The organism is Mobilicoccus caccae (assembly GCF_030161635.1).
Taxonomy (GTDB): Bacteria; Actinomycetota; Actinomycetes; order Actinomycetales; family Dermatophilaceae; genus Mobilicoccus; species Mobilicoccus caccae.
Genome location: NZ_BSUO01000001.1, coordinates 3,688,819 through 3,706,451, shown reverse-complemented (window position 1 = coordinate 3,706,451; position 17,633 = coordinate 3,688,819). Strand labels below are relative to the sequence as shown.

The 17,633-nt window shown below is 70.5% G+C and carries 14 protein-coding genes, 3 pseudogenes and 1 other annotated feature; of the genes and pseudogenes, 5 read left to right on the top strand and 12 right to left on the bottom strand.

Features of this window, described 5'->3' with window-relative positions:
- Positions 1–29 precede the first annotated feature (29 nt).
- From QQK49_RS18125 to QQK49_RS18115, 4 genes and pseudogenes are all read left to right on the top strand, one after another.
- The gene (locus QQK49_RS18125; protein WP_284305196.1) at positions 30–764 is read left to right on the top strand and encodes a sulfite exporter TauE/SafE family protein; all 735 of its coding nucleotides are present in this window, start codon (positions 30–32) and stop codon (positions 762–764) included.
- A 122-nt stretch (positions 765–886) separates the two neighbouring features.
- A pseudogene (locus tag QQK49_RS22955) lies at positions 887–1,297 on the top strand (ABC transporter ATP-binding protein); the annotation flags it as partial.
- A 124-nt stretch (positions 1,298–1,421) separates the two neighbouring features.
- On the top strand, positions 1,422–1,769 hold the full coding sequence (locus tag QQK49_RS22950) for an ATP-binding protein DrrA1-3 family domain-containing protein (RefSeq protein ID WP_348536270.1): 348 nt from the start codon (positions 1,422–1,424) through the stop codon (positions 1,767–1,769).
- The gene (locus QQK49_RS18115; protein WP_284305195.1) at positions 1,766–2,977 is read left to right on the top strand and encodes an ABC transporter permease; all 1,212 of its coding nucleotides are present in this window, start codon (positions 1,766–1,768) and stop codon (positions 2,975–2,977) included. Before QQK49_RS22950 ends, QQK49_RS18115 begins: the two co-directional genes overlap by 4 nt.
- Positions 2,978–3,044: 67 nt before the next feature.
- Here QQK49_RS18115 and QQK49_RS18110 read toward each other — a convergent pair whose 3' ends face one another.
- From QQK49_RS18110 to QQK49_RS18065, 11 genes and pseudogenes are all read right to left on the bottom strand, one after another.
- Positions 3,045–4,166, bottom strand: a complete 1,122-nt coding sequence (locus QQK49_RS18110) for a baeRF3 domain-containing protein (RefSeq protein ID WP_284305194.1) — start codon at positions 4,164–4,166, stop codon at positions 3,045–3,047.
- A 215-nt stretch (positions 4,167–4,381) separates the two neighbouring features.
- Complete coding sequence (locus QQK49_RS18105) at positions 4,382–5,437, bottom strand: DEAD/DEAH box helicase (RefSeq protein WP_284305193.1); 1,056 nt, start codon at positions 5,435–5,437, stop codon at positions 4,382–4,384.
- The gene (locus QQK49_RS18100) at positions 5,341–7,692 is read right to left on the bottom strand and encodes a DEAD/DEAH box helicase (protein ID WP_284305192.1); all 2,352 of its coding nucleotides are present in this window, start codon (positions 7,690–7,692) and stop codon (positions 5,341–5,343) included. Before QQK49_RS18100 ends, QQK49_RS18105 begins: the two co-directional genes overlap by 97 nt.
- A gap of 236 nt (positions 7,693–7,928) precedes the next feature.
- The gene (locus QQK49_RS18095; RefSeq protein WP_284305191.1) at positions 7,929–9,446 is read right to left on the bottom strand and encodes a GntP family permease; all 1,518 of its coding nucleotides are present in this window, start codon (positions 9,444–9,446) and stop codon (positions 7,929–7,931) included.
- Positions 9,447–9,683: 237 nt separating this feature from the next.
- Complete coding sequence (locus QQK49_RS22945) at positions 9,684–10,271, bottom strand: DUF917 domain-containing protein (protein ID WP_348536269.1); 588 nt, start codon at positions 10,269–10,271, stop codon at positions 9,684–9,686.
- A 92-nt stretch (positions 10,272–10,363) separates the two neighbouring features.
- A pseudogene (locus tag QQK49_RS23395) lies at positions 10,364–10,765 on the bottom strand (S-methyl thiohydantoin desulfurase domain-containing protein); the annotation flags it as partial.
- 253 nt (positions 10,766–11,018) lie between these two features.
- A complete protein-coding gene (locus QQK49_RS18085; protein WP_348536228.1) occupies positions 11,019–11,546 on the bottom strand; it encodes a transposase in 528 nt (175 codons plus the stop codon).
- 75 nt (positions 11,547–11,621) lie between these two features.
- A protein-coding gene (locus QQK49_RS18080) for an IS3 family transposase (protein WP_431310540.1) occupies positions 11,622–12,918 on the bottom strand; the annotation gives its coding sequence in 2 pieces (ribosomal slippage) (positions 11,622–12,626 and positions 12,628–12,918; 1,296 coding nt in all).
- Positions 12,492–12,640 (bottom strand) — a sequence feature (AL1L pseudoknot). (Overlaps the previous gene by 149 nt.)
- A 55-nt stretch (positions 12,919–12,973) precedes the next feature.
- Positions 12,974–13,987, bottom strand: a pseudogene (locus QQK49_RS18075) (transposase); the annotation flags it as partial.
- Between the two features lie 4 nt (positions 13,988–13,991).
- Positions 13,992–14,495: a cytosine permease gene (locus QQK49_RS18070; protein WP_284305189.1), complete on the bottom strand. Its 504-nt coding sequence runs from the start codon at positions 14,493–14,495 to the stop codon at positions 13,992–13,994.
- Positions 14,408–15,316 carry a cytosine permease gene (locus tag QQK49_RS18065; protein ID WP_284305187.1) on the bottom strand — a complete coding sequence of 303 codons (909 nt, stop codon included), beginning with the start codon at positions 15,314–15,316 and terminating at the stop codon, positions 14,408–14,410. Before QQK49_RS18065 ends, QQK49_RS18070 begins: the two co-directional genes overlap by 88 nt.
- A 94-nt stretch (positions 15,317–15,410) precedes the next feature.
- Here QQK49_RS18065 and QQK49_RS18060 point away from each other — a divergent pair, with 94 nt between their 5' ends.
- On the top strand, positions 15,411–16,559 hold the full coding sequence (locus QQK49_RS18060) for a PucR family transcriptional regulator (protein ID WP_284305186.1): 1,149 nt from the start codon (positions 15,411–15,413) through the stop codon (positions 16,557–16,559).
- Positions 16,560–16,571: 12 nt separating this feature from the next.
- Here the strand turns inward: QQK49_RS18060 and QQK49_RS18055 are convergent, their stop codons facing one another.
- Complete coding sequence (locus tag QQK49_RS18055) at positions 16,572–17,627, bottom strand: hypothetical protein (protein WP_284305185.1); 1,056 nt, start codon at positions 17,625–17,627, stop codon at positions 16,572–16,574.
- Positions 17,628–17,633: the final 6 nt, after the last annotated feature.

Here is a 17,633-nt window from a genome sequence, read left to right as displayed (position 1 = left end):
CCTGACCCGACTCGATCGGCGGCGGCCACATGGCGATCTGGGGGTTGGCTGCGGTCGCCATCCTCGTCGGGACCGTCCTGCAGCGGGTGTCCGGCACGGGGGTGGGGTTGGTGTGCGCACCGATCCTCGCCCTCCTGCTGGGCTCCGCGCAGGGCGTGCTCGTCACCAACGCCACGACGACGGTCTCCGGGTTCCTCATCATGCTCGCCGTCCGTCGCGACATCGACTGGCGTCGGGCGGGGGCGATCTGCCTGGCGGCGGTTCCGGGAGCCATCCTCGGAGCCTTCGTCGTGCGTGAGTTGTCGCCCTCCTGGCTGCAGGTCGTCCTCGGCGCGGTCGTCCTCACCGGCGTGCTGGTGACGGTGACGCTCCCGCGGTTGCCCGAGGTGCGCGGTCGGGGACCCATGGCACTGGCCGGCGTGATCGGCGGCCTGTTCAACACGACGGCCGGGGTCGCCGCACCGGCGATGGTGATCTACTCCCGGCTCTCCCGGTGGGAGCACCGCTCGTTCGCGGCGACGTTGCAACCGATCTTCATGACGATGGGCGCGCTGTCCGTCGTCACCAAGACCGCGCTGGGCGCGGCACCGACGACCCCGCCGTGGTGGTTCCCGATCGTCGTCGTCCTCACGGTCCTCGCGGGGGCACGCCTCGGTGGCCTGCTCGTCACGCGTGTCTCGACCGACCACGCCCGCACCCTCGCGCTCGTCCTCGCCGGCACCGGGGGCGCGGTGACTCTCGTGCGCGGACTCACCGCCCTGTGAGCGCGCACCCCCGACTCCCGAACTCGAACCCCACGCCGAAGCGCGCCGAGACCGCCGGCTATAGCCGGCGGTCTCGGCGTCTTCTGCGACAGTGAACGGATGGACGACGATCGGGGGATGCGATGCTCGAGCTCAGGGGCCTGACACGCAGGTTCGGTGAGTACCTGGCCGTCGACGACGTGAGTTTCACCGTGCAGGACGGCCGGATGGTGGGCTTCGTCGGCGGCAACGGTGCGGGCAAGACGACGACGATGCAGATGATCATGGGCGTCCTCGCGCCCACGGCCGGTGAGGTGCGCTGGCAGGGGCGGCCGGTGACCCACGCCGAACGCGCCCGGTTCGGCTACATGCCCGAGGAGCGCGGCCTCTACCCCAAGCAGCCGATCCTCGGCCAGCTCGTGTACCTCGGGCGGCTGCGCGGGCTGACGAAGGCCGACGCCGAGCATCGCGCGACCGAGCTCCTGCGCCGCTTCGGGCTCGGGGAACGCACGAAGGACAAGGTCGAGACCCTCTCGCTGGGTAACCAGCAGCGCGGGCAGATCATCGCGTCCGTGCTCGGCGACCCCATGATGCTCGTGCTCGACGAGCCGTTCAGCGGGCTCGACCCGGCGGCGACCGACCAGATGAGCGAGCTGCTGCGCGAGCACACACGCCGGGGTGCCGGTCCTGTTCAGTTCTCACCAGCTCGATCTCGTCGACCGGCTGTGCGACTCGATCGTCGTCCTGCACCGGGGGCGGGTCGTCGCGCAGGGCACGTCGGAGGACCTGCGGGCGAACACGCCGTTGCGCTATCGGCTCGTCACGTCCGGCGAGACGGCCTGGGTGGCGCAGCGGCCGGGGATCGAAGTCCTCGGGCGCGACGGCGAGGGGATGATCCTCGCGCCCGTCGACGAACACGCGGCCGAACGCCTCCTCGTGGAGGCCGCCGAGCGTGGCGGCGTCAAGGAGTTCGCCCGCCTGCGCCCCTCGCTGTCGGAGATCTACCGGGAGGTGACGGAGTCATGAGATCCACGTGGACCCTGGTCGCGCAGCGCGAGATCCTCGTCAAGCTGCGGGATCGCAACTTCCTCATCGGCACGGCGCTGACCCTCGTGCTGCTGCTCGCCGTGATCTTCCTGCCGATGGCGTTCGGCGGCATGGGCCCTTCGGGCACGACGTGCACCGTCGCCGTGGTCGACGACGAGGCACGCGGCCTCGTCGAACGGTCGGACGCGCTTCTCGAGCAGACGGGTGATCCGTTCGGCGGGGAGGACGCCGACTCCGGCATCCAGGCGGTGGCCGTGGGCGACCGGGCCGCCGCCGAGGACGCGGTGCGTCAGGGCGGGGCGACCGCTGCGCTGGTGGACTCCGGTGGTCGGTGGGAGTTGCTCGCCGACGGGTCGCCGCCCCTGCAGCTGTCCACGTCGATCGGCCGCTCCGTGGAAGCGGCGACGTTGGAACGCAACGCCGCGGAGGCGGGCACGACCGTCGAGAAGCTCACGGCCGGAGCCACGCTCACGCAGGTGGACCTGGCCGGCGACTCCGCGGCCGACCCGGTGCTCGGCGGGCTCATGGACCTCTTCGTCGGGATCGCCTTCGGGGCGCTGTTCTACATGGCCGCGATCATGTTCGGGATGCAGATCGCCCAGAGCGTCGTGGAGGAGAAGCAGTCGCGCATCGTGGAGATCCTCGCCGCGATGATCCCCACCCGGGCGTTGCTGCTCGGCAAGGTGCTCGGCAACACCGTGATGGCGTTCGGGCAGATCGTGCTCATCGCCGCGGTGGCCCTGTTCGGGTTGAGTTTCACCGAGGTCCCGCTCGACCTGTCGGGGCTCACCGAGGCGATCCTCTGGTACATCCCGTTCTTCGTGCTCGGGTTCCTCGCACTGGCGTGCATCTGGGCAGCGGCGGGGGCGCTGGCCTCGCGCAACGAGGACCTGCAGTCGACGACGATGCCCCTCACCATGGCCCTCGTCGCGATCTTCATCGTCGGCATCAACTCCTCGGGCACGGTGCAGCAGGTCATGTCGTTCGTGCCCGTGGCCTCGACGATCGTCATGCCGATGCGCATCGTCGCCGGCGACTACGAGGTGTGGGAGCCGATCGTCGCGCTGCTGCTCGTCCTCGCCTTCTGCGCCCTGACGATCTGGCTCGGCGCGCGCCTGTACTCCCGCGCGGTGCTCCACACGTCCGGTTCGTTGAGCTGGCGCAAGGCCGCGTCCCTCAAGGGCTGAGTCGTCACTGCGCAGGCGCGACGCTGCCGGTGGGGACGACCGGCGATGATCGTCCCCACCGCACGTGTCACCAGCGCAGCAGTGCCGCGTAGGGGGCGTCCTCGGGCAGCTCGTGGACGGTGTGCAGCTCGGCCGAGGTCGCAAGCGCCGCGCACACGGCCTCGTCGAGTCGGGCGATCTCGTGGTCGTCGAGCTGGGCACCCTCACGCAGCAGCAGGGTCGCGATGCGGCCCTCTGCGCCCATGCGGGCGATCTCCGCGGGGTCGGTGACGGCCGTCCCGGCACCCCGGCGCTCGGCGACCTCCTCGGTGTAGCGGGCGGCGGGTGCGGCGACGGCATCCGCGACCACCGGCCAGGCGCGTTCGAGCAGGTCAGCGGCGGAGGCGGCGTCGGGGTTGCCTGCCACGACGTCGTCGACGAGCGTCGGGAGCGCGTTGGTCGCCTGCAGTTTGGGCAGGTACTCCGAGACGGCCGCGAGGACCACCGGCGTTCTCGTCGACGCCCCGATCCGGCTGCGCAGCGTGGTGGCGACCTCGTGGACGAACTTGTCGACCATCACCTCGGACACCTCGCTGCCTCCGTGCCCGTGGAACGCGGCCACGCCACCACCGGCACCGGGCCGCGGCTCGTGCTGATGCTGCAGCTCCTGCTCCCGGGCGTGCTGCCGCTCCATCCCCTCGAGGGAGTCGGGCACCGGCCCCAGCTCCAGCTCGTGGATCGAGTCGCGTCGCCCGGAGAACAGGCGCACCGCCTTCTGGCTCATCGCGAGCAGCACGAACTCCTCGTCGCCGAACGCGACCGGCACCAGCGGCGCGAGATGCGGCAGGGCGCCGACGTGCACCTGCGCCTGCGGGGAGAGCGGGACGCGGAAGACGTGGTGTCCGTCGAGCCCGGCGAGGAGCGCGAGACCGTCGGCCTGCTCACCCCAGAACAGCCGGTCGTCGACGAGGGCGCGCAGGGGCGCCAGGAGCCTCTCCTCGTCGGAGGGGGCGATGGTGTCGAGCTCCGACAGCTTTGCGGCGGCCTCGTCGATCAGCCCCCGCAGTCGGAGCGCGTCGGCGTGTGGGTCGCTGTTGTCGCGGCGGGTCGGCAGGTAGATCGACACCCAGGGGGCGGATCGGCCGCACAACTCCTTGAGGGTCTCCGGTGTGGGGGCGTCCACCTGGTCGGTGTACTCGGTCACGGTCATCAGTCGTCCTCCTTCGACGGACGACCACGGCGACGGTGCCGCCGCGGTCGTCCTCATGGTGTGGACGGCCGCGGACTCTCAGTCCCTGGCCGGGCGCCGGCGCGTGCCGACGCTCACCGGTTCCAACGCGCGCCGGACCCGAGAAGTTCCGTTCGCGGGGGTATCGCCGCAGGTGAACGGCCGTCCAGGACAAGGCCTTCGGTCCGGCGAGCGGCTCAGGCGAGCAGGGCCCGGAGGTCGTCGACGCTGAGGGCCGAGCCGAACATCTCACCCTCGTCGACGACCCTCGCGAAGAGGTCGCGCTTGCGCTGTTGCAGGTCGCGGACCTTCTCCTCGATGGAGTCCGCCGCCACCAGCCGGTAGACCATGACGGGTTTGTCCTGCCCGATGCGGTGGGTGCGGTCGACGGCCTGGGCCTCCGCGGCGGGGTTCCACCACGGGTCGAGGACGTACACGTAGTCGGCCTCGGTGAGGGTGATGCCGAAGCCGCCCGCCTTGAGCGAGATGCAGAACGCCGTCGCGTCACCCTCGCGGAACCGGGTGAGTCGCTCCTGCCGGTCGCGGGTGCGCCCGTCGAGGTACTCGGTCGAGACCCCGGCCTGCTCCAACGCCTCACGCACCTGACGCAGGTACCGCGTGAACTGGCTGAACACCAACGCGCGGTGACCCTCGGCGGCGAGCTCCGTCAGATGCTCCACGAGGACCTCGACCTTGCTCGGCTCGATCGGCGCGTAGGCGGGGTCGAGCAACGCCGGCGACAGCGCCATCTGCCGCAGCGTCGTCAACGCCGACAACACGGCCACCCGGTTGCCGGCGAGATCGTCGAGCAACCCCATGACCCGTTGGCGCTCTCGCTGCAGATGCCGGTCGTACACCCTGCGGTGGGCGGGGTTCATGGGCACCACGAGGGTCTGCTCCTGCTTGGGCGGCAGGTCGGAGGCCACGGCCTCCTTGGTGCGGCGCAGGACGAACGGGGCGATGGACCGCCGCAGGCCCGCGAGGCGCACGCGGTCGCCGTCCATCTCGATGGGAGTGCGGTAGTCGACGGCGAAGTCCTGCGGCGTCGGGTAGAGCATCGGGGCGGTCAGCGACAGCAGCGACCACAGGTCCATGAGCGAGTTCTCCAGGGGAGTTCCCGTCATGGCCAGGGTGAAGTCGCGCTCCATCCGCCGGATCACCTGGTAGGTCTTCGCGCGGTGGTTCTTGACGAACTGCGCCTCGTCGAGGATGAGCGCCCGCCACCGGATGTCGGTGTAGGTGTCCTCACCCAACCGCACGAGGGTGTAGGAGGTGAGGACGACGTCCGCGTCGCGCACAACGTCGTCCAGGGGGTGCCGCCGGCGCGACGGCGCTTGGCCTCGGTCTCGCTCAACATCACCGCGCGCAACCCGGGCGCGAACCGCTCGAGCTGCTCGGCCCACGCCCCGACGACGCTCGTGGGGGCGACGACCAGCACCGGACCGTCGAGGTCTCCGCGTTCACGGGCGCGTTCGAGCAGGGCGATGACCTGCACGGTCTTGCCCAGACCCATGTCGTCGGCGAGGATCCCGCCGAGTTTCGCGTCCCACAGCGTCGCCGCCCAGCGCAGTCCCTCGGCCTGGTAGGGCCGCAGTTCGGCGTCGAGTCCCGCCGGGACCTCGGCGGCCGAGGCCTGCGCGTCCGGGGTGAGGGCGGCCCGCAGCGCGTCGACACGCTCGGCGAACCGGCGTGCCTGACGGTCGACGACGCCGAGCGCGGCGAGCTGGTCGAACAGGCCCACGTGGTAGAGCGACACCCGCAGTGTGCCGCGCTCGCGGTCGACGAGGCTGCGTGACTCCTCGATGAGTTCGCGCAGTTGATCCAGTGCCGGGGTGTCGAGCGAGAAGTGCGTGCCGGAGGCGAGCAGCAACCGGCTGTCACCGCGGACCAGCCCTCGGATGACCTCCGAGACCGGCACGTTCTCGCCGTCGACGGTGATGGTGACGTCCAGGTCGAACCAGTCGCGCTCCTCGGAGCGCTCGTCGAGGGTGACGTGGATGACGGGGTCCGAGAGCGCCGGACCGTACTCCGGCACCTCACCGACGATGACGACGTCGACCTCGTCGCAGTCCTCCAACCAGGGCAGACAGTTCTCGGTGAACGTGGCCGCACCCATCCCCACCAGGGAGACCGGCGAGGACAGCCGTGATCGGCCGGCGATCGTCGGCAGGAGTCCGGGGCGCTCCCCGAGCGGTCCGCCGGCGAGGACGTCGATCACCGCCTGCTCGGACTCGAGCTGACGGAAGCCGGGCATGCTGTGGTCGGCGAGCCGCACGACCTTCGTCTCCTCGCCCACGGGGTAGAGCCACGCCCAGTCGAGCCAGGTGTGGTGCGCCTCCTTGTAGGTCGCCGTCAGACGCAGGCGCGGGGGTTGGACGGTGGGGATCTTGACGGACTCCGACGTGCGCACCGGCATGCTGCGGCGCAGGGCCGGCAGGTGTCCGGTGAAGAAGCGGAGGGTGTCGGCCTCGGGGATCCGCACGGGACGCGGGTCGCGCAGCAGATGCCCTGCGCCGGGCGGGAGTTCGCCGGTGAGAGGGCCGAGGGTGACCAGGTGGCTGCCGGCGACCGACACTCCGTGCGCGGGGTCGCCCACCGGACGGATCATGCCGTCGAGGCGTTGCTCGCCCTCGTCGTCGGGGCGGAACGCCGCGGGCCGCAGGACGAGGCCGCCGTCCTCGCTCGTGTCGAGATGCATGGAGACGGTGATCTCGGAGTCGGACAGCCGGACCTCACGGCCGTCGGCCATGAGCAGCGGCACACCGGTGGCCACGAGGCGGCGCAGGAGCGACCACACCTCCAGGCCCATCGTCTCCAGGGACAGGGTGGCGTGCGGGCCGTCGAACTTCGACAACCGCGCCGGGTTGGCCCGCTCGATGGCGACGAAGGCAAGCCGTTGGGCCTCGGAGATGCGTCGGTGCGGTTCGCGCAGGTCGGTCCATTGCGCGCCCTGACCGCTCCACGTGCCGCCCGGGGTGCGGCGACGGGGACGCATGGTGATGGCGGCGCCCGGGCGCGCGGAGAACTCCAGCGCCAGAACGTCCTTGCTCCCCCCGGTCTCGACGAGGTCGACGGTGGCTGGTTCGTCGACGGTGAACACCGCCAGGCGCCGCTCCCAGTCGGGGGTGTCGTCGTCGCCCGTCCCGCCACGGGCGGGACTCTGGTCGACGGGAAGCTCGCGCAGCAGGGCTCGCGCGCCGAGCAGCACGCCGACCGCGTGGGAGCAGTTGGTTCCGACACGGCAGGTGCAGGCCGAGGACCACGTCGGGGTGCCCGAGCGGGCGCTGTCCGGATGCACCGTCGTCTCGAACTCACGGATGTCGGAGCTGGTGTGGTCGACGATGCGCAGATGCCCGCGCAGCCCGTCGTCGTCGAGCCAGTCGAGTCGATCGACGTGCCCACGCTTGTGGTGGGCCATGCCTCTGGTGAACGTCGGACCCCCGGCCACACGCACGAGTTGTTCGTCGGGGAGGCGACTCACCCAGTGCGACGTGCTCGGCCTACCCATCCGACCATCGTAAGCCGCCGCGCCGACAACTCCCTGATCGCACGGATCTCGGCACCTGGGGAGAGGCAGGGGATGACCCTCGATCCCGGTGTATTCGTTAGTATCAGCTATGCGCAATAGTGTGCTAGGAAGACCTCGCGAGGCGGATTGGAGCACCCCACCACGCCCCGAGGCGTGACCCCTGACATGCGACAGCGCCCGGGACTCCAGGAGTCCCGGGCGCTGCGAGGTGAGGCTCAGAAGCTCCCGAACATCGTGCCGAGGATGATGACCGCGACGATCGAGAGGACAGGGATGATCACGGCGACCATGCCGATGTCCTTGTAGGACTGGCGGTGGGTCAGGCCGGTGATGGCCAGCAGTGTGATGACCGCGCCGTTGTGGGGCAGGGCGTCCATACCGCCGGAGGACAGGGCCGTGATGCGGTGCATGAGGTCCATGTCGATGCCCATCGCCTGCGCCTGGGCGGCCAGGTCGTTGCCGAGGGCCTGCAGCGCGATGCTCATGCCGCCGGAGGCCGAGCCGGTGATACCGGCGAGCACGTTGACCGCGACCGACGTGGAGATCAGCGGGTTGTCGCTGATGCCCAGAACCCCGTCCCGCACGATCATGAACGCCGGGAGAGCGGCGATGACGGCTCCGTACCCCACCTCGGAGGCGGTGTTGAAGATCGGCAGGAGCGAGCCCATCGTGCCCTCGTTGAGGGTCTTCTTGGTGTCGCCGTACCGCTTGAGGTGAGCGGCGAGCATGAAGACGATGGCCACGACCAGCGCCACGATGATCCCCCAGATGCCGCGGACGTCGGCGAGCGCGACCGCACCGTACTTCTTGTCGGCGAGGTAGCTGGTGTCCATGGCCGGGAAGACCATGTTGACCATGACCCAGTTGATGACGATGACGATGAAGACGGGCACGTAGGCGAGCCAGGTCGGCATCGTCGGGTTCTTCGTCTCCTCGGTGACGACGGCGGTGGCTCCGCGCGCAGGCTCGCGGTCGGGGCCGGGCTCGAGGCCGTGGTGGGTCTCCGAGGGCGGGTGGGCCTCACCGGCGGCGAGGGTGTCGCGCACCTTGCGCCCGGACTTGGGCACCGGGTTCATCAGCGGGCCGTCCTCATACCCCTCGCCGGCCTTGCCGGCGCTCTTGGAGCGGTACATCAGCCAGGCGAGGCCGCCGCCGAACATGATGACGCCGGCGATCGTGCCGAGACCGGGGGCGGCGAACGCGTCGGTGCCGAAGTAAGGCGAGGGAATGGCGTTCTGGATGGCGGGGGTGCCGGGCAGCGCCGTCATCGTGAACGTGAACGACCCGAGCGCGATCGCGGCGGGGATGAGGCGCTTGGGCACCCCGGCCTCGCGGAACATCGCTGCGGCGATGGGGAACACCGCGAACGCCACGACGAACAGCGAGACGCCGCCGTAGGTGAGGATCGCGCACGACAGGACGATCGCGAGGATCGCGCGGTGTGCACCGACCTTGTCGACGATCGACTCGGCGATCCGGCGGGCGGCACCCGAGTCGTCCATGAGCTTGCCGAAGATGGCACCCAACATGAACAGCGGGAAATAGGTGATGGCGAACTTGCCGAGGGCCGGCATGAACACCTGCGTGTACGTCGCGAGGATCGGGGCGCCGGCGAGCACGGTCGCGAACAGCGCGCAGATCGGGGCGAGGAGCATCACGTTGATGCCGCGGTAGGCGAAGAAGATCAGCAGCGCCAACGAGGCGACGATGCCGAACAGGCCGAGGACATCCATTCAGGGGACCTCCGGACGAAGGGGAAGGGCTGCGGAATCGTCACACAGCCCGACCCGACCCGGGGCACTCGCCACGCACGGATCGGTGAGCGGTCAAGAATCCGATCGAACGGTCGTGCACGCAGAACTGGGCTTCGAGGACGGGCGCGTACAGCTCGGCGAACCCAACCCGGAGTACGGCCACGTCGGCGCCCCGGCCGGCGACGCGGACTGCTGTTCCCTGGCGCTGTAGGCGGCTCAGGTCTGCGTGTCGGTCCAGTCGACGTCGTAGCCGAAGGCGCGGGGGCCGAAGACCGCCAGGCCCGCCTCGGAGCGCCAGGGTTCGGGGGCGGGCAGCACCAGGACGGTGAGGGTGCTGCCGATGCGGATGTCGGGGTTGAGCACGGGGTCGCCGGCCTCGTCGATCACGGTGATGAGGTCGGGGACGCAGGCCTCGACCTCGCCGTCGAGGCGGGCGAGGATGAACTCGTTCTGGATGTCGATCGCGTACCGGGCGCCCGAGGCGTCCCGCAGCTCCAGGCCGCCGCGGGTGAAGCCGTCGACGACGCCGCAGGAGTAGGAGGTGACGACGCCGCGGAAGGCGACGCGTCCTCCGTCCGCCGCTGCGATCGCCTCGGCGATCTCGACGCCCGTAGCTCCGGTCTCGTGGGCCTCCCGGCGGATCCGGCCGAGTCGCCCGGCGGCACTGATCGTGCCGGGGATGAGCACGCCGTCCAGGGTGCCGGCGCGCACAGGGTGGTCGGCGACCCCGACCGAGTGGCCGCTGGCGGCGGCGAGCGCGCGCACCATGAGTTCGGCCCGCTGCTCGGAGGCGACGTGCGTGATGATCGCCGTGTCGCCGTGGCGCGTCGACAGCGCCAGGGGGTGATGGGTACGCCGGCCAGGTTGAACGTGCTGTGCGACAACTCGGGCACCGCGCGACCGGCCGGATCGGCGTCGAGCAGCGGAACACCCAACGCAGCCGCGGCGGACATCGCGTCGGCGGTGTTCTCGGCGCCGAGTTCGGTGGCGACGACCGCACCGATCGGTTCGCCGAGGTGATCCTCGAGCGCGCGCAGGGCGCCGAGCGCCTCGGGGGCGACGCCGGGCGCCAGAGGCAGGAGGTCGCCGTCGGGAGGCAACGCGCCGGCGACGTACGGGCTGGCGGTCCAGACGTCGTCGTCGAGGTCCTCGAGGTCCACGAGCCGCATGACCCGGCCCGCCGCGAGGTCGCGCCGCATCGTCTCCCGAGCACCGGCCAACGACCCACCACCCCCGGTACCCCGGATCGCGCACCCGACGAGGATGTCGTCGATCTCCACCGGCGTCAGCGTGCGCATCATCCGGCGGACACCCCGACGTGCTCGTCGGCCTCGCGCCGGCCCACGGCCGCGTTCAGCGGCGGATAGGAGACTGCTGAACAACCGGTCATCTGGCGGCGTGGGTGGCGGGCGGATCGCCGCCAAGGCCGTCGAGCGGAGAGTTTGAGTCAGCACTCTGGGTGCGACAACGGGGTCGTTCCGCCCGCCGTGGGCCATCCTGCGCGGCTCTGCAGCCGCGTGCAAGGGGCGGATTGAGCCCGCGAGGGCCCCGTCAGGCCAGGGCCCAGGCTCCGTCGATCATCGTGAGACCCATGGCGAGGAGTCGACGCAGGTTGAGGGCGGCGACGCGGTGGTGGAGCCAGTTGTTGTTCTTCTCGACGCCTCGGTATGGGACGCGTCGGGCGCCGCGGGTGAGCCAGGCGATCGAGCGTTCGACCATCGGTCGGTGCTGCCGATAGTGGGCCTGGAAGCCGTCATCGGCGGCTCGTTTGCGGTGTTCGCGTTGCAGTTGGTGGTGTTCGCCGATCAACACCGTGCGCCCGCTTGCCGAAGTGGTGCATCGCTGTCGTAGCGGGCAGCCGCGACAGGCGGCACCGAAGGTGACGGTACCCTTCGCGGACCGCTTCCTGGTGATGCCCGCCGGGCAGGTCAGGGCGTCCGCGTCGTAGCGGAAGTCATCGAGGGTGAATCCGCCTTCGACCGTGGGGCGCAGCGGCCACGGTTTGAGCAGCGGTAGCCACTTCTTGCCGTCCAGGGTGTGGAGCATGTCGCCGGTGGCGTAGGCCGAGTCCCCGAGCACCTCGACCTGCTGGTCGGTTGCCAGGGTCGAGTCGGCAGTGACCAGTGAATCGCCCCGGGTTTCGTGGAGGCTCGGTTAGTTGGATCCGACCTCGGTGAGGACCGGGTTCTGATGGTAATGCTTCGCGGGTTGTGATGCCCAGTGGTCGGCCTCACACTCGGCGGGCGGGACGAGCCCGATCTCGCCGTGAAGGCGCCGGTGGTTGAACCAGTCGACGTACTCGGCGACGGCGATCTCCACGTCGACGACCGACTTCCAGCCGCCCTTGGGCCGCATCACCGGGTTGCGGATGCATTCGGCCTTGAACAACGAGTTCAGCGCCTCGGCCATGGCGTTGTCGTAGCTGTCCCCCTTGGATCCGACGGATGCGACAGCCTCGGCCTCAGCCAGTCGCTCGGTGTAGCGAATCGCTCGATACTGGACTCCGCGGTCGCTGTGGTGGATCAGGCCGGTGACGTCCTGGCCGGCTCGCTGCCGGGCCCACAGGCCCATGTCGAGAGCATCCAACGCCAGGTCGGTCCGCAGACTGGTCGACACCTGCCAACCCACGATCATCCTGCTGAAGACGTCAAGGACGAACGCGACGTAGGTCCAGCCCGCGTTCGTGCGGACGTAGGTCAGATCGGCCACCCACAGTTGGTTTGGCGCCGTGGCCACGAACTTCCGGTTGACCTTGTCCTCGGGACGCTCGGTCTCAGCGCCGTCGCCGATGGTGGTTTTGCGGGTCTTCTCGCGCGGGATCCCGCGCAGGCCCTCGGCTCGCATCAACCGCTCCACGGTGCAGCGGGCGACCTTGACGCCCTCGCGGTTGAGCTCGGCGTGGATCTTCCGAACGCCGTAGACACCCAGGTTCGCCTTGTGAGCGGTCTTGATGTCGACGACCAACTCGGCATCGCGGACCGCGCGTGCGGACGGTGGCCTGGTCTTGGCGGCGTAGTAGGTGCTCGGGGCGATCTGGACGCCGGCGTCCTTCAGGACGGCGCAGATCGGCTCGACCCCGAACCGGTCGCGGTGCTGGTCGATGTAGTCGACCAGCACCGCGGTGGGCACCTCTACTTGATCTTGCGGTCGAGCTCCGCAGCTGCGAAAAAGCTGCGCTCGTCTTCAGGATCTCGTTCGCCCGGCGCAGCTCGCGGACCTCGCGCTCAAGCTCGGCCAGCCTGGTCGCATCGTCGGTGGTCGTGCCGGGCCGCACACCGCCGTCGATCTCGGCCTGACGTACCCAGTTTCTCAGCGCTTCGGGGTGAACCCCGAGCTGGTCAGCGACCCGCTTGATCGCCCCACGCGCCGACTCCGGGTCCTTCCTTGCGTCCATCGCCATCCGCGTGGCTCGCTGCTGGAGCTCGACGCTGTACTTCCTCGGTGCTGCCATGACTCTCATCATCCTTCCCAGGATTGAGAGCCTCCATCAGACCCGGGGCGATTCACAGTTCGGCACCAACGGTGGCATCGGAGTTGGCCGGGCCGTTGGTCTTGGTCAACGCACACACGGTGGTCAACCCGGTATCGGGCTCCACCACGACGTGGGCCTTGAACCCGTCCTGGCGTCGTTTCCGGGTCTTGTGGGCGTGTCGGGTGTCGGGGTCGACGGTCGAGATCACCCGATCCGGCGCCGTCTTCCGGGCGATGCGCCACCGGCCGTCGGTGCCATCGGAGTCCTCGGTCGGCTCCACGTCCTGGCCCGCGACCAGCGCCAGCAGCGCGACCGCATCAGCCGGCTTCCCGCCCGTCTTGGTGATGGCCTCGACATCCAGCACAGCGAGCAGGGCGAGTGCGTCGCCGACCAGCGCGGACACCAGCCCTTCACGAGCAGCCGGGTCGTCCCACGCGATCGGCGGCTTCCCGGTCAAGTGGTAGTCCTGTCCGGTCAACACAACCAGGCGGGTGCAGTGCTCGGTGATCAGGCCCTTGGCGCCAGGAACCTCACGACCCACGCGGCGGATCTGCGCGATCAGCTGCGTCACGGTGTCCTGCCGGGCGACCGCGTCGTCGAGGATCGTGGAATCCAGCGCCCGACGCTGCTTCCCTGCCACCGCCCCGGTTTCGGTGATCACCTCGCGGACCACCTCGAAGATCCGCTGCGGCCGGTTGCTCGCGGCCAGCCGGCGACGCCAGTAGGTCAGCGTCGACGGGTCGAAACCCGGCTTGTCGATCGCGTACCCGCACGCGGCCTTCCACCGCAGGTCGAAGGTCAAGGCGTCGACGGCTTCGCGGTCCGAATGGCCGTAGAGCGCTTGGAGCACGATGACCGAGGCAATCACCTCGCCCGGGATCGAGGGCCGACCGCGGCCGGTCGGGAACAGGTCGGCGAACAACTCGCTCGGGAACAACCGGTCCCGATGCTCGGCCAACAACGCGAACACGCTGCCCGGCTCGAGCAGATGACCAGCCACTGACTCAACATCCAGCAGCTCACGCTGCCGATCGGCCTCACCCTGCATGACCTCAGAATTTCAGGTCAGCCCGAGGACCTCGGGAGGCGCGCCATTGTTCAGCAGTCTCATAGAGCACGGCGGCGACGACGACGCCGACGACGCTCGGGATGAGCCACGCCGCCGCCCACGGCGCGAGCCCGGTCGCGCTGACCCGCTCGACGAGGAGCGCCACCGCGGCGCCGACACCCGCTGCGACCAGGCCCGGAACGCTCCAGCCCGGCACCGGACGCCACTGCTCCGGGCGAGCCCGGCGCACCCACCAGTAGTCCGCGATCAACACGCCGCACAGGGGCGTGATCGCGATACCGAGGTAGACCATGACGCTCTCGAAGTGCGAGACGATGCCGAGGCAGGCGAGCACGATGCCGACGCCGCCGCACACGGCGGTCGCGACGGCCCGCCGCTCGTCGCGCAGACCGCCGAGCTTCACGACGTCGATGCCCGCGGAGTACGCGTTGCCGGCGTTGGCCGCCCAGGTCGACAGGATGACGCCGACGATGCCCAGCAGCGGCATCCCCGCGCCGACGAAGATCGCTGCGAGATCCTCACTGCCGGCGACGACAGACAGCACGGCTCCGGCCCACAGCAGGGCGACCCCGGCGGGCGGATCCCCAGCGTCACCGCCTTGGCGACGTCGACGCGCGTGCGCTGATAGCGGGTCACGTCGGCGGCCGTGAGCGCACCCACGGCGTACCCGCCGACGACGACACCGATCGCGGCGACCATCGTCATCTTGCCGTCGGGCTGCACCTCCTGCAGGGCGGCCAGGCCCTGGTCGCGGATGCCGACCCAGACGCCGATCGCGCAGACGACGATCATGATCGGCACGCCGATCGCGTTGAGGATCTTGAGTCCGCCGAAGCCGACGACCGCTGTGGCCAGCATGATCAGGCCCCAGCCGATGGTCGAGACGATGACGGGCACGTCGACCCCGAACGATTCGGAGAGCAGCCCCGAGAACGCCGCGCCCACGAGGCCCGCGTTGATGGCGAACCACCCGATGAGCGAGGCGATGAGCAGGGCGGAGATCAGCCACTGCGCGCCCTTCTCGCCGAAGGCGGAGGTCGACGCCTCGATGGTGGGGACGCCCAGGTCGCTGCCCTGCATCCCCATGAGGACGGACAACCCCACGACGATGAGGTAGCCGATGGTGCCGGCGACGATCGTGTCGGTGAGGGTCATCGAGGTGACGATGAGCGCACCCGTCCACAGGCTCGTTACCGACACCATGTAGCCCGCCTGGATCGCCGCCACGGCGAGCCAGTGCTGCCGTTCACCTGCGGGGACGGCGGTGAGGGCCCGCTGCTCGACGAACGAGCGCCGTTTCTCGGTCATGCCGAAAGTGAACCAGCTCACACTCCACCGGTCAGTGTCATACTCCCAACACCGAAGCCACGGATTTGTCGATCTCACAAGGAGGCGGTCGTTCATGCCGGTGCACGTCCGCGACGTCCTCGAGGTGCCGTCCCTGGCGGGGGCCGAACTCCTCTGCGGGCGAAGCGGTCTCGGGCGGGAGGTCCGTCGCGTCTCGGCCGTGGACGCCTCCACCTCCCCGGAGGACGACGTGCTGTCCGCCGCGGGCGACCTCTACCTCACGAGCCTGTACGCGGTGCGCTCGCAGCCGGAGGACATCGCGGCGTACATGGAGGACTTCGTCCGCACGGAGGCGGCGGCCGTCGTCGTCATCGACGAGTTCGTCCCGAGGCTGCCGGTCGCTGCGGTGCGTCTGTGCGAGGCGGCGGGGTTGCCGGTGCTCATGCTCGACCGTCACGTGCCCTACGCCGCCGTGATCGCCGAGGTCATGGAGCTCGTGCTGCTCGACCGCCAGTCGGCCCTCGACACCCAGCGCGTGGCCGTGGTGCGCGATCCCGGACAGCCCGCCGCGGTGCGGATGCAGGCGCTGCGCGAGTTGGCCCCGGGACTCCGCGCCGCCGTCAGCGCCGTCTACGTGTCCGGACGCGAGGCGCGCGCCCTGGCCGGGCATCCGAGCGGCCGGCGGGAACGGCGTCACGCCACGTACATCGGGATGCCGGACGGGGTGCTCATCCTCGTCGACGCGGGGGAGGGGGCCGAGGGGGCCGACGGGCATCCCGAGGTGCAGCACGTGGTCGACGCGGTGCGCGCCGCCGTGCCCTCGGCGCGGGTCGGGGTGAGTACGCCGGCGCTGCCGCTCGCTCTCGCCGGGCGGGCGATCGACGAGGCGTGGTCGGCCGCGACCGGTGCCCACGTCCTGGGCCGGGCCGTGGCGCGCTTCCCCGAGCTCGGCATGCTCCGCGTCGTCCTGGCGATGCGGGACGACCCCGAGCTGGCGGCGATGGCGAACTCGGTGCTCGGCCCGCTGCGCGAGCGGGACGACGCGCGCCGGTCAGGGGCGTTGTCGGCCACCGTCCGTGCGTATCTGGCGAGCGGCCGGAGCATCCCGGCGACGGCCCGGGCGTGCTTCGTCCACGACAACACCGTGCGCTACCGCCTCGGACTGGCCCGCGACCTGCTGCGGGAGCACACGGCGAGCCCCGATCCGCTCGACGACGTCGCCGTGGCCCTGCTCGCCGACGCCGTCCTCGCCCAGGCCCGCTGACCCTCCGCCCGATCAGGTGCGCAGCCAGGCGGCTCCGTCGAGGTCGGCGAGTTCGGCACGCACGTGGGCGACGTCGATGACCTCGGCGTCGGCGTCGAGTGCCTGGGTGAGGGCCCCGTTGAGCGGCACGAGCAACCCCTGCCGGATGTTCGTCGAGGGCGCGTAGTACTCGAACAGCAGCTCGAGGGCGTCGGGGGCGAGGACGGCGCCGAGCTCCAGGCCCTGCTCCGGCACCTCCAACCCCGTGGCCACGCGGCGGGCGACCAGGCGGCGGGCGGCGGCGACGTCGGGCAGCGTCGGCAGCTCGATGACGCGTTCGATGAAGCCTCGGGAGGCCTGGAACGCCTCGTCATCGACGTACGCCGGGTGCACGGCGAGCAGCACCGTCGCGTCGATCTCCTCGGCGAGGACCCGCAGGATGCGCGTGAAGAACTGCCCCCGCAGCCGGGCGTTCTGCGGGGCCAGAGCGCTGGGTACCCACTTGTCGGTGTCGTCGAGCACGATGACGGGCACGACGCCGTGGTCGTCGATGATGGCCAGCAGCTCGCCCACGGCCTCGACCGCGCGCGTGTTGGTGGCGCTCTGCTCCTCCAGGGCCTGCTTGACCGCGTACGACAGGCCGGCCTTGATGCCCGCCAGCCCCGCCTCGGCCGAGTAGGTACGCGTCGTCTCGCGCTGCCCGCGCGGCACCGACCGGTTGATCGCCCGCTTGCTCTCGGGCCGGGACTTGACCACCTCTTCGCGCAGGTGGCGCAGCAGGTGGGCGAGGAAGGCCTCGGGCTCGACGGCCACCTCGGGCTCCTCGATGGACACCGGCACCCGCAGCCCGAGCAGGGCCTCGCCCGCTTCGGCCAAGACGTGCCCGATGACCGAGGACTTGCCCGACCCCGTCGCCCCCATGAGCGCGACCCGGCGTCGGTGGACCAGCGCCGTGCGGGCGGCGTGCTCGACCGTGCGCTCACCGGTGAGGCTGTCGAAGGGCACGAAGACGGACGCGAGCTCGTGCAGATGCGGCGCCGGATTGAAGGCGCGCCCCTGGTCGAGTCTGCGCAACTGCGAAAAGCTCATGTCGTC

What these genes read in the sequence shown, in the direction of transcription:
- QQK49_RS18125 (WP_284305196.1), top strand. Translation starts at nt 30, where the DNA reads ATGGCGATCTGGGGGTTGGCTGCGGTCGCCATCCTCGTCGGGACCGTC.
- QQK49_RS18115 (WP_284305195.1), top strand. Translation starts at nt 1,766, where the DNA reads ATGAGATCCACGTGGACCCTGGTCGCGCAGCGCGAGATCCTCGTCAAG.
- QQK49_RS18110 (WP_284305194.1), bottom strand. Translation starts at nt 4,166, where the DNA reads ATGACCGTGACCGAGTACACCGACCAGGTGGACGCCCCCACACCGGAG.
- QQK49_RS18100 (WP_284305192.1), bottom strand. Translation starts at nt 7,692, where the DNA reads ATGGGTAGGCCGAGCACGTCGCACTGGGTGAGTCGCCTCCCCGACGAA.
- QQK49_RS18095 (WP_284305191.1), bottom strand. Translation starts at nt 9,446, where the DNA reads ATGGATGTCCTCGGCCTGTTCGGCATCGTCGCCTCGTTGGCGCTGCTG.
- QQK49_RS18070 (WP_284305189.1), bottom strand. Translation starts at nt 14,495, where the DNA reads ATGCCGCTGCTGGGCATCGTCGGCGTCATCCTGTCGACCTGGGCGGCC.
- QQK49_RS18065 (WP_284305187.1), bottom strand. Translation starts at nt 15,316, where the DNA reads ATGACCGAGAAACGGCGCTCGTTCGTCGAGCAGCGGGCCCTCACCGCC.
- QQK49_RS18060 (WP_284305186.1), top strand. Translation starts at nt 15,411, where the DNA reads ATGCCGGTGCACGTCCGCGACGTCCTCGAGGTGCCGTCCCTGGCGGGG.
- QQK49_RS18055 (WP_284305185.1), bottom strand. Translation starts at nt 17,627, where the DNA reads ATGAGCTTTTCGCAGTTGCGCAGACTCGACCAGGGGCGCGCCTTCAAT.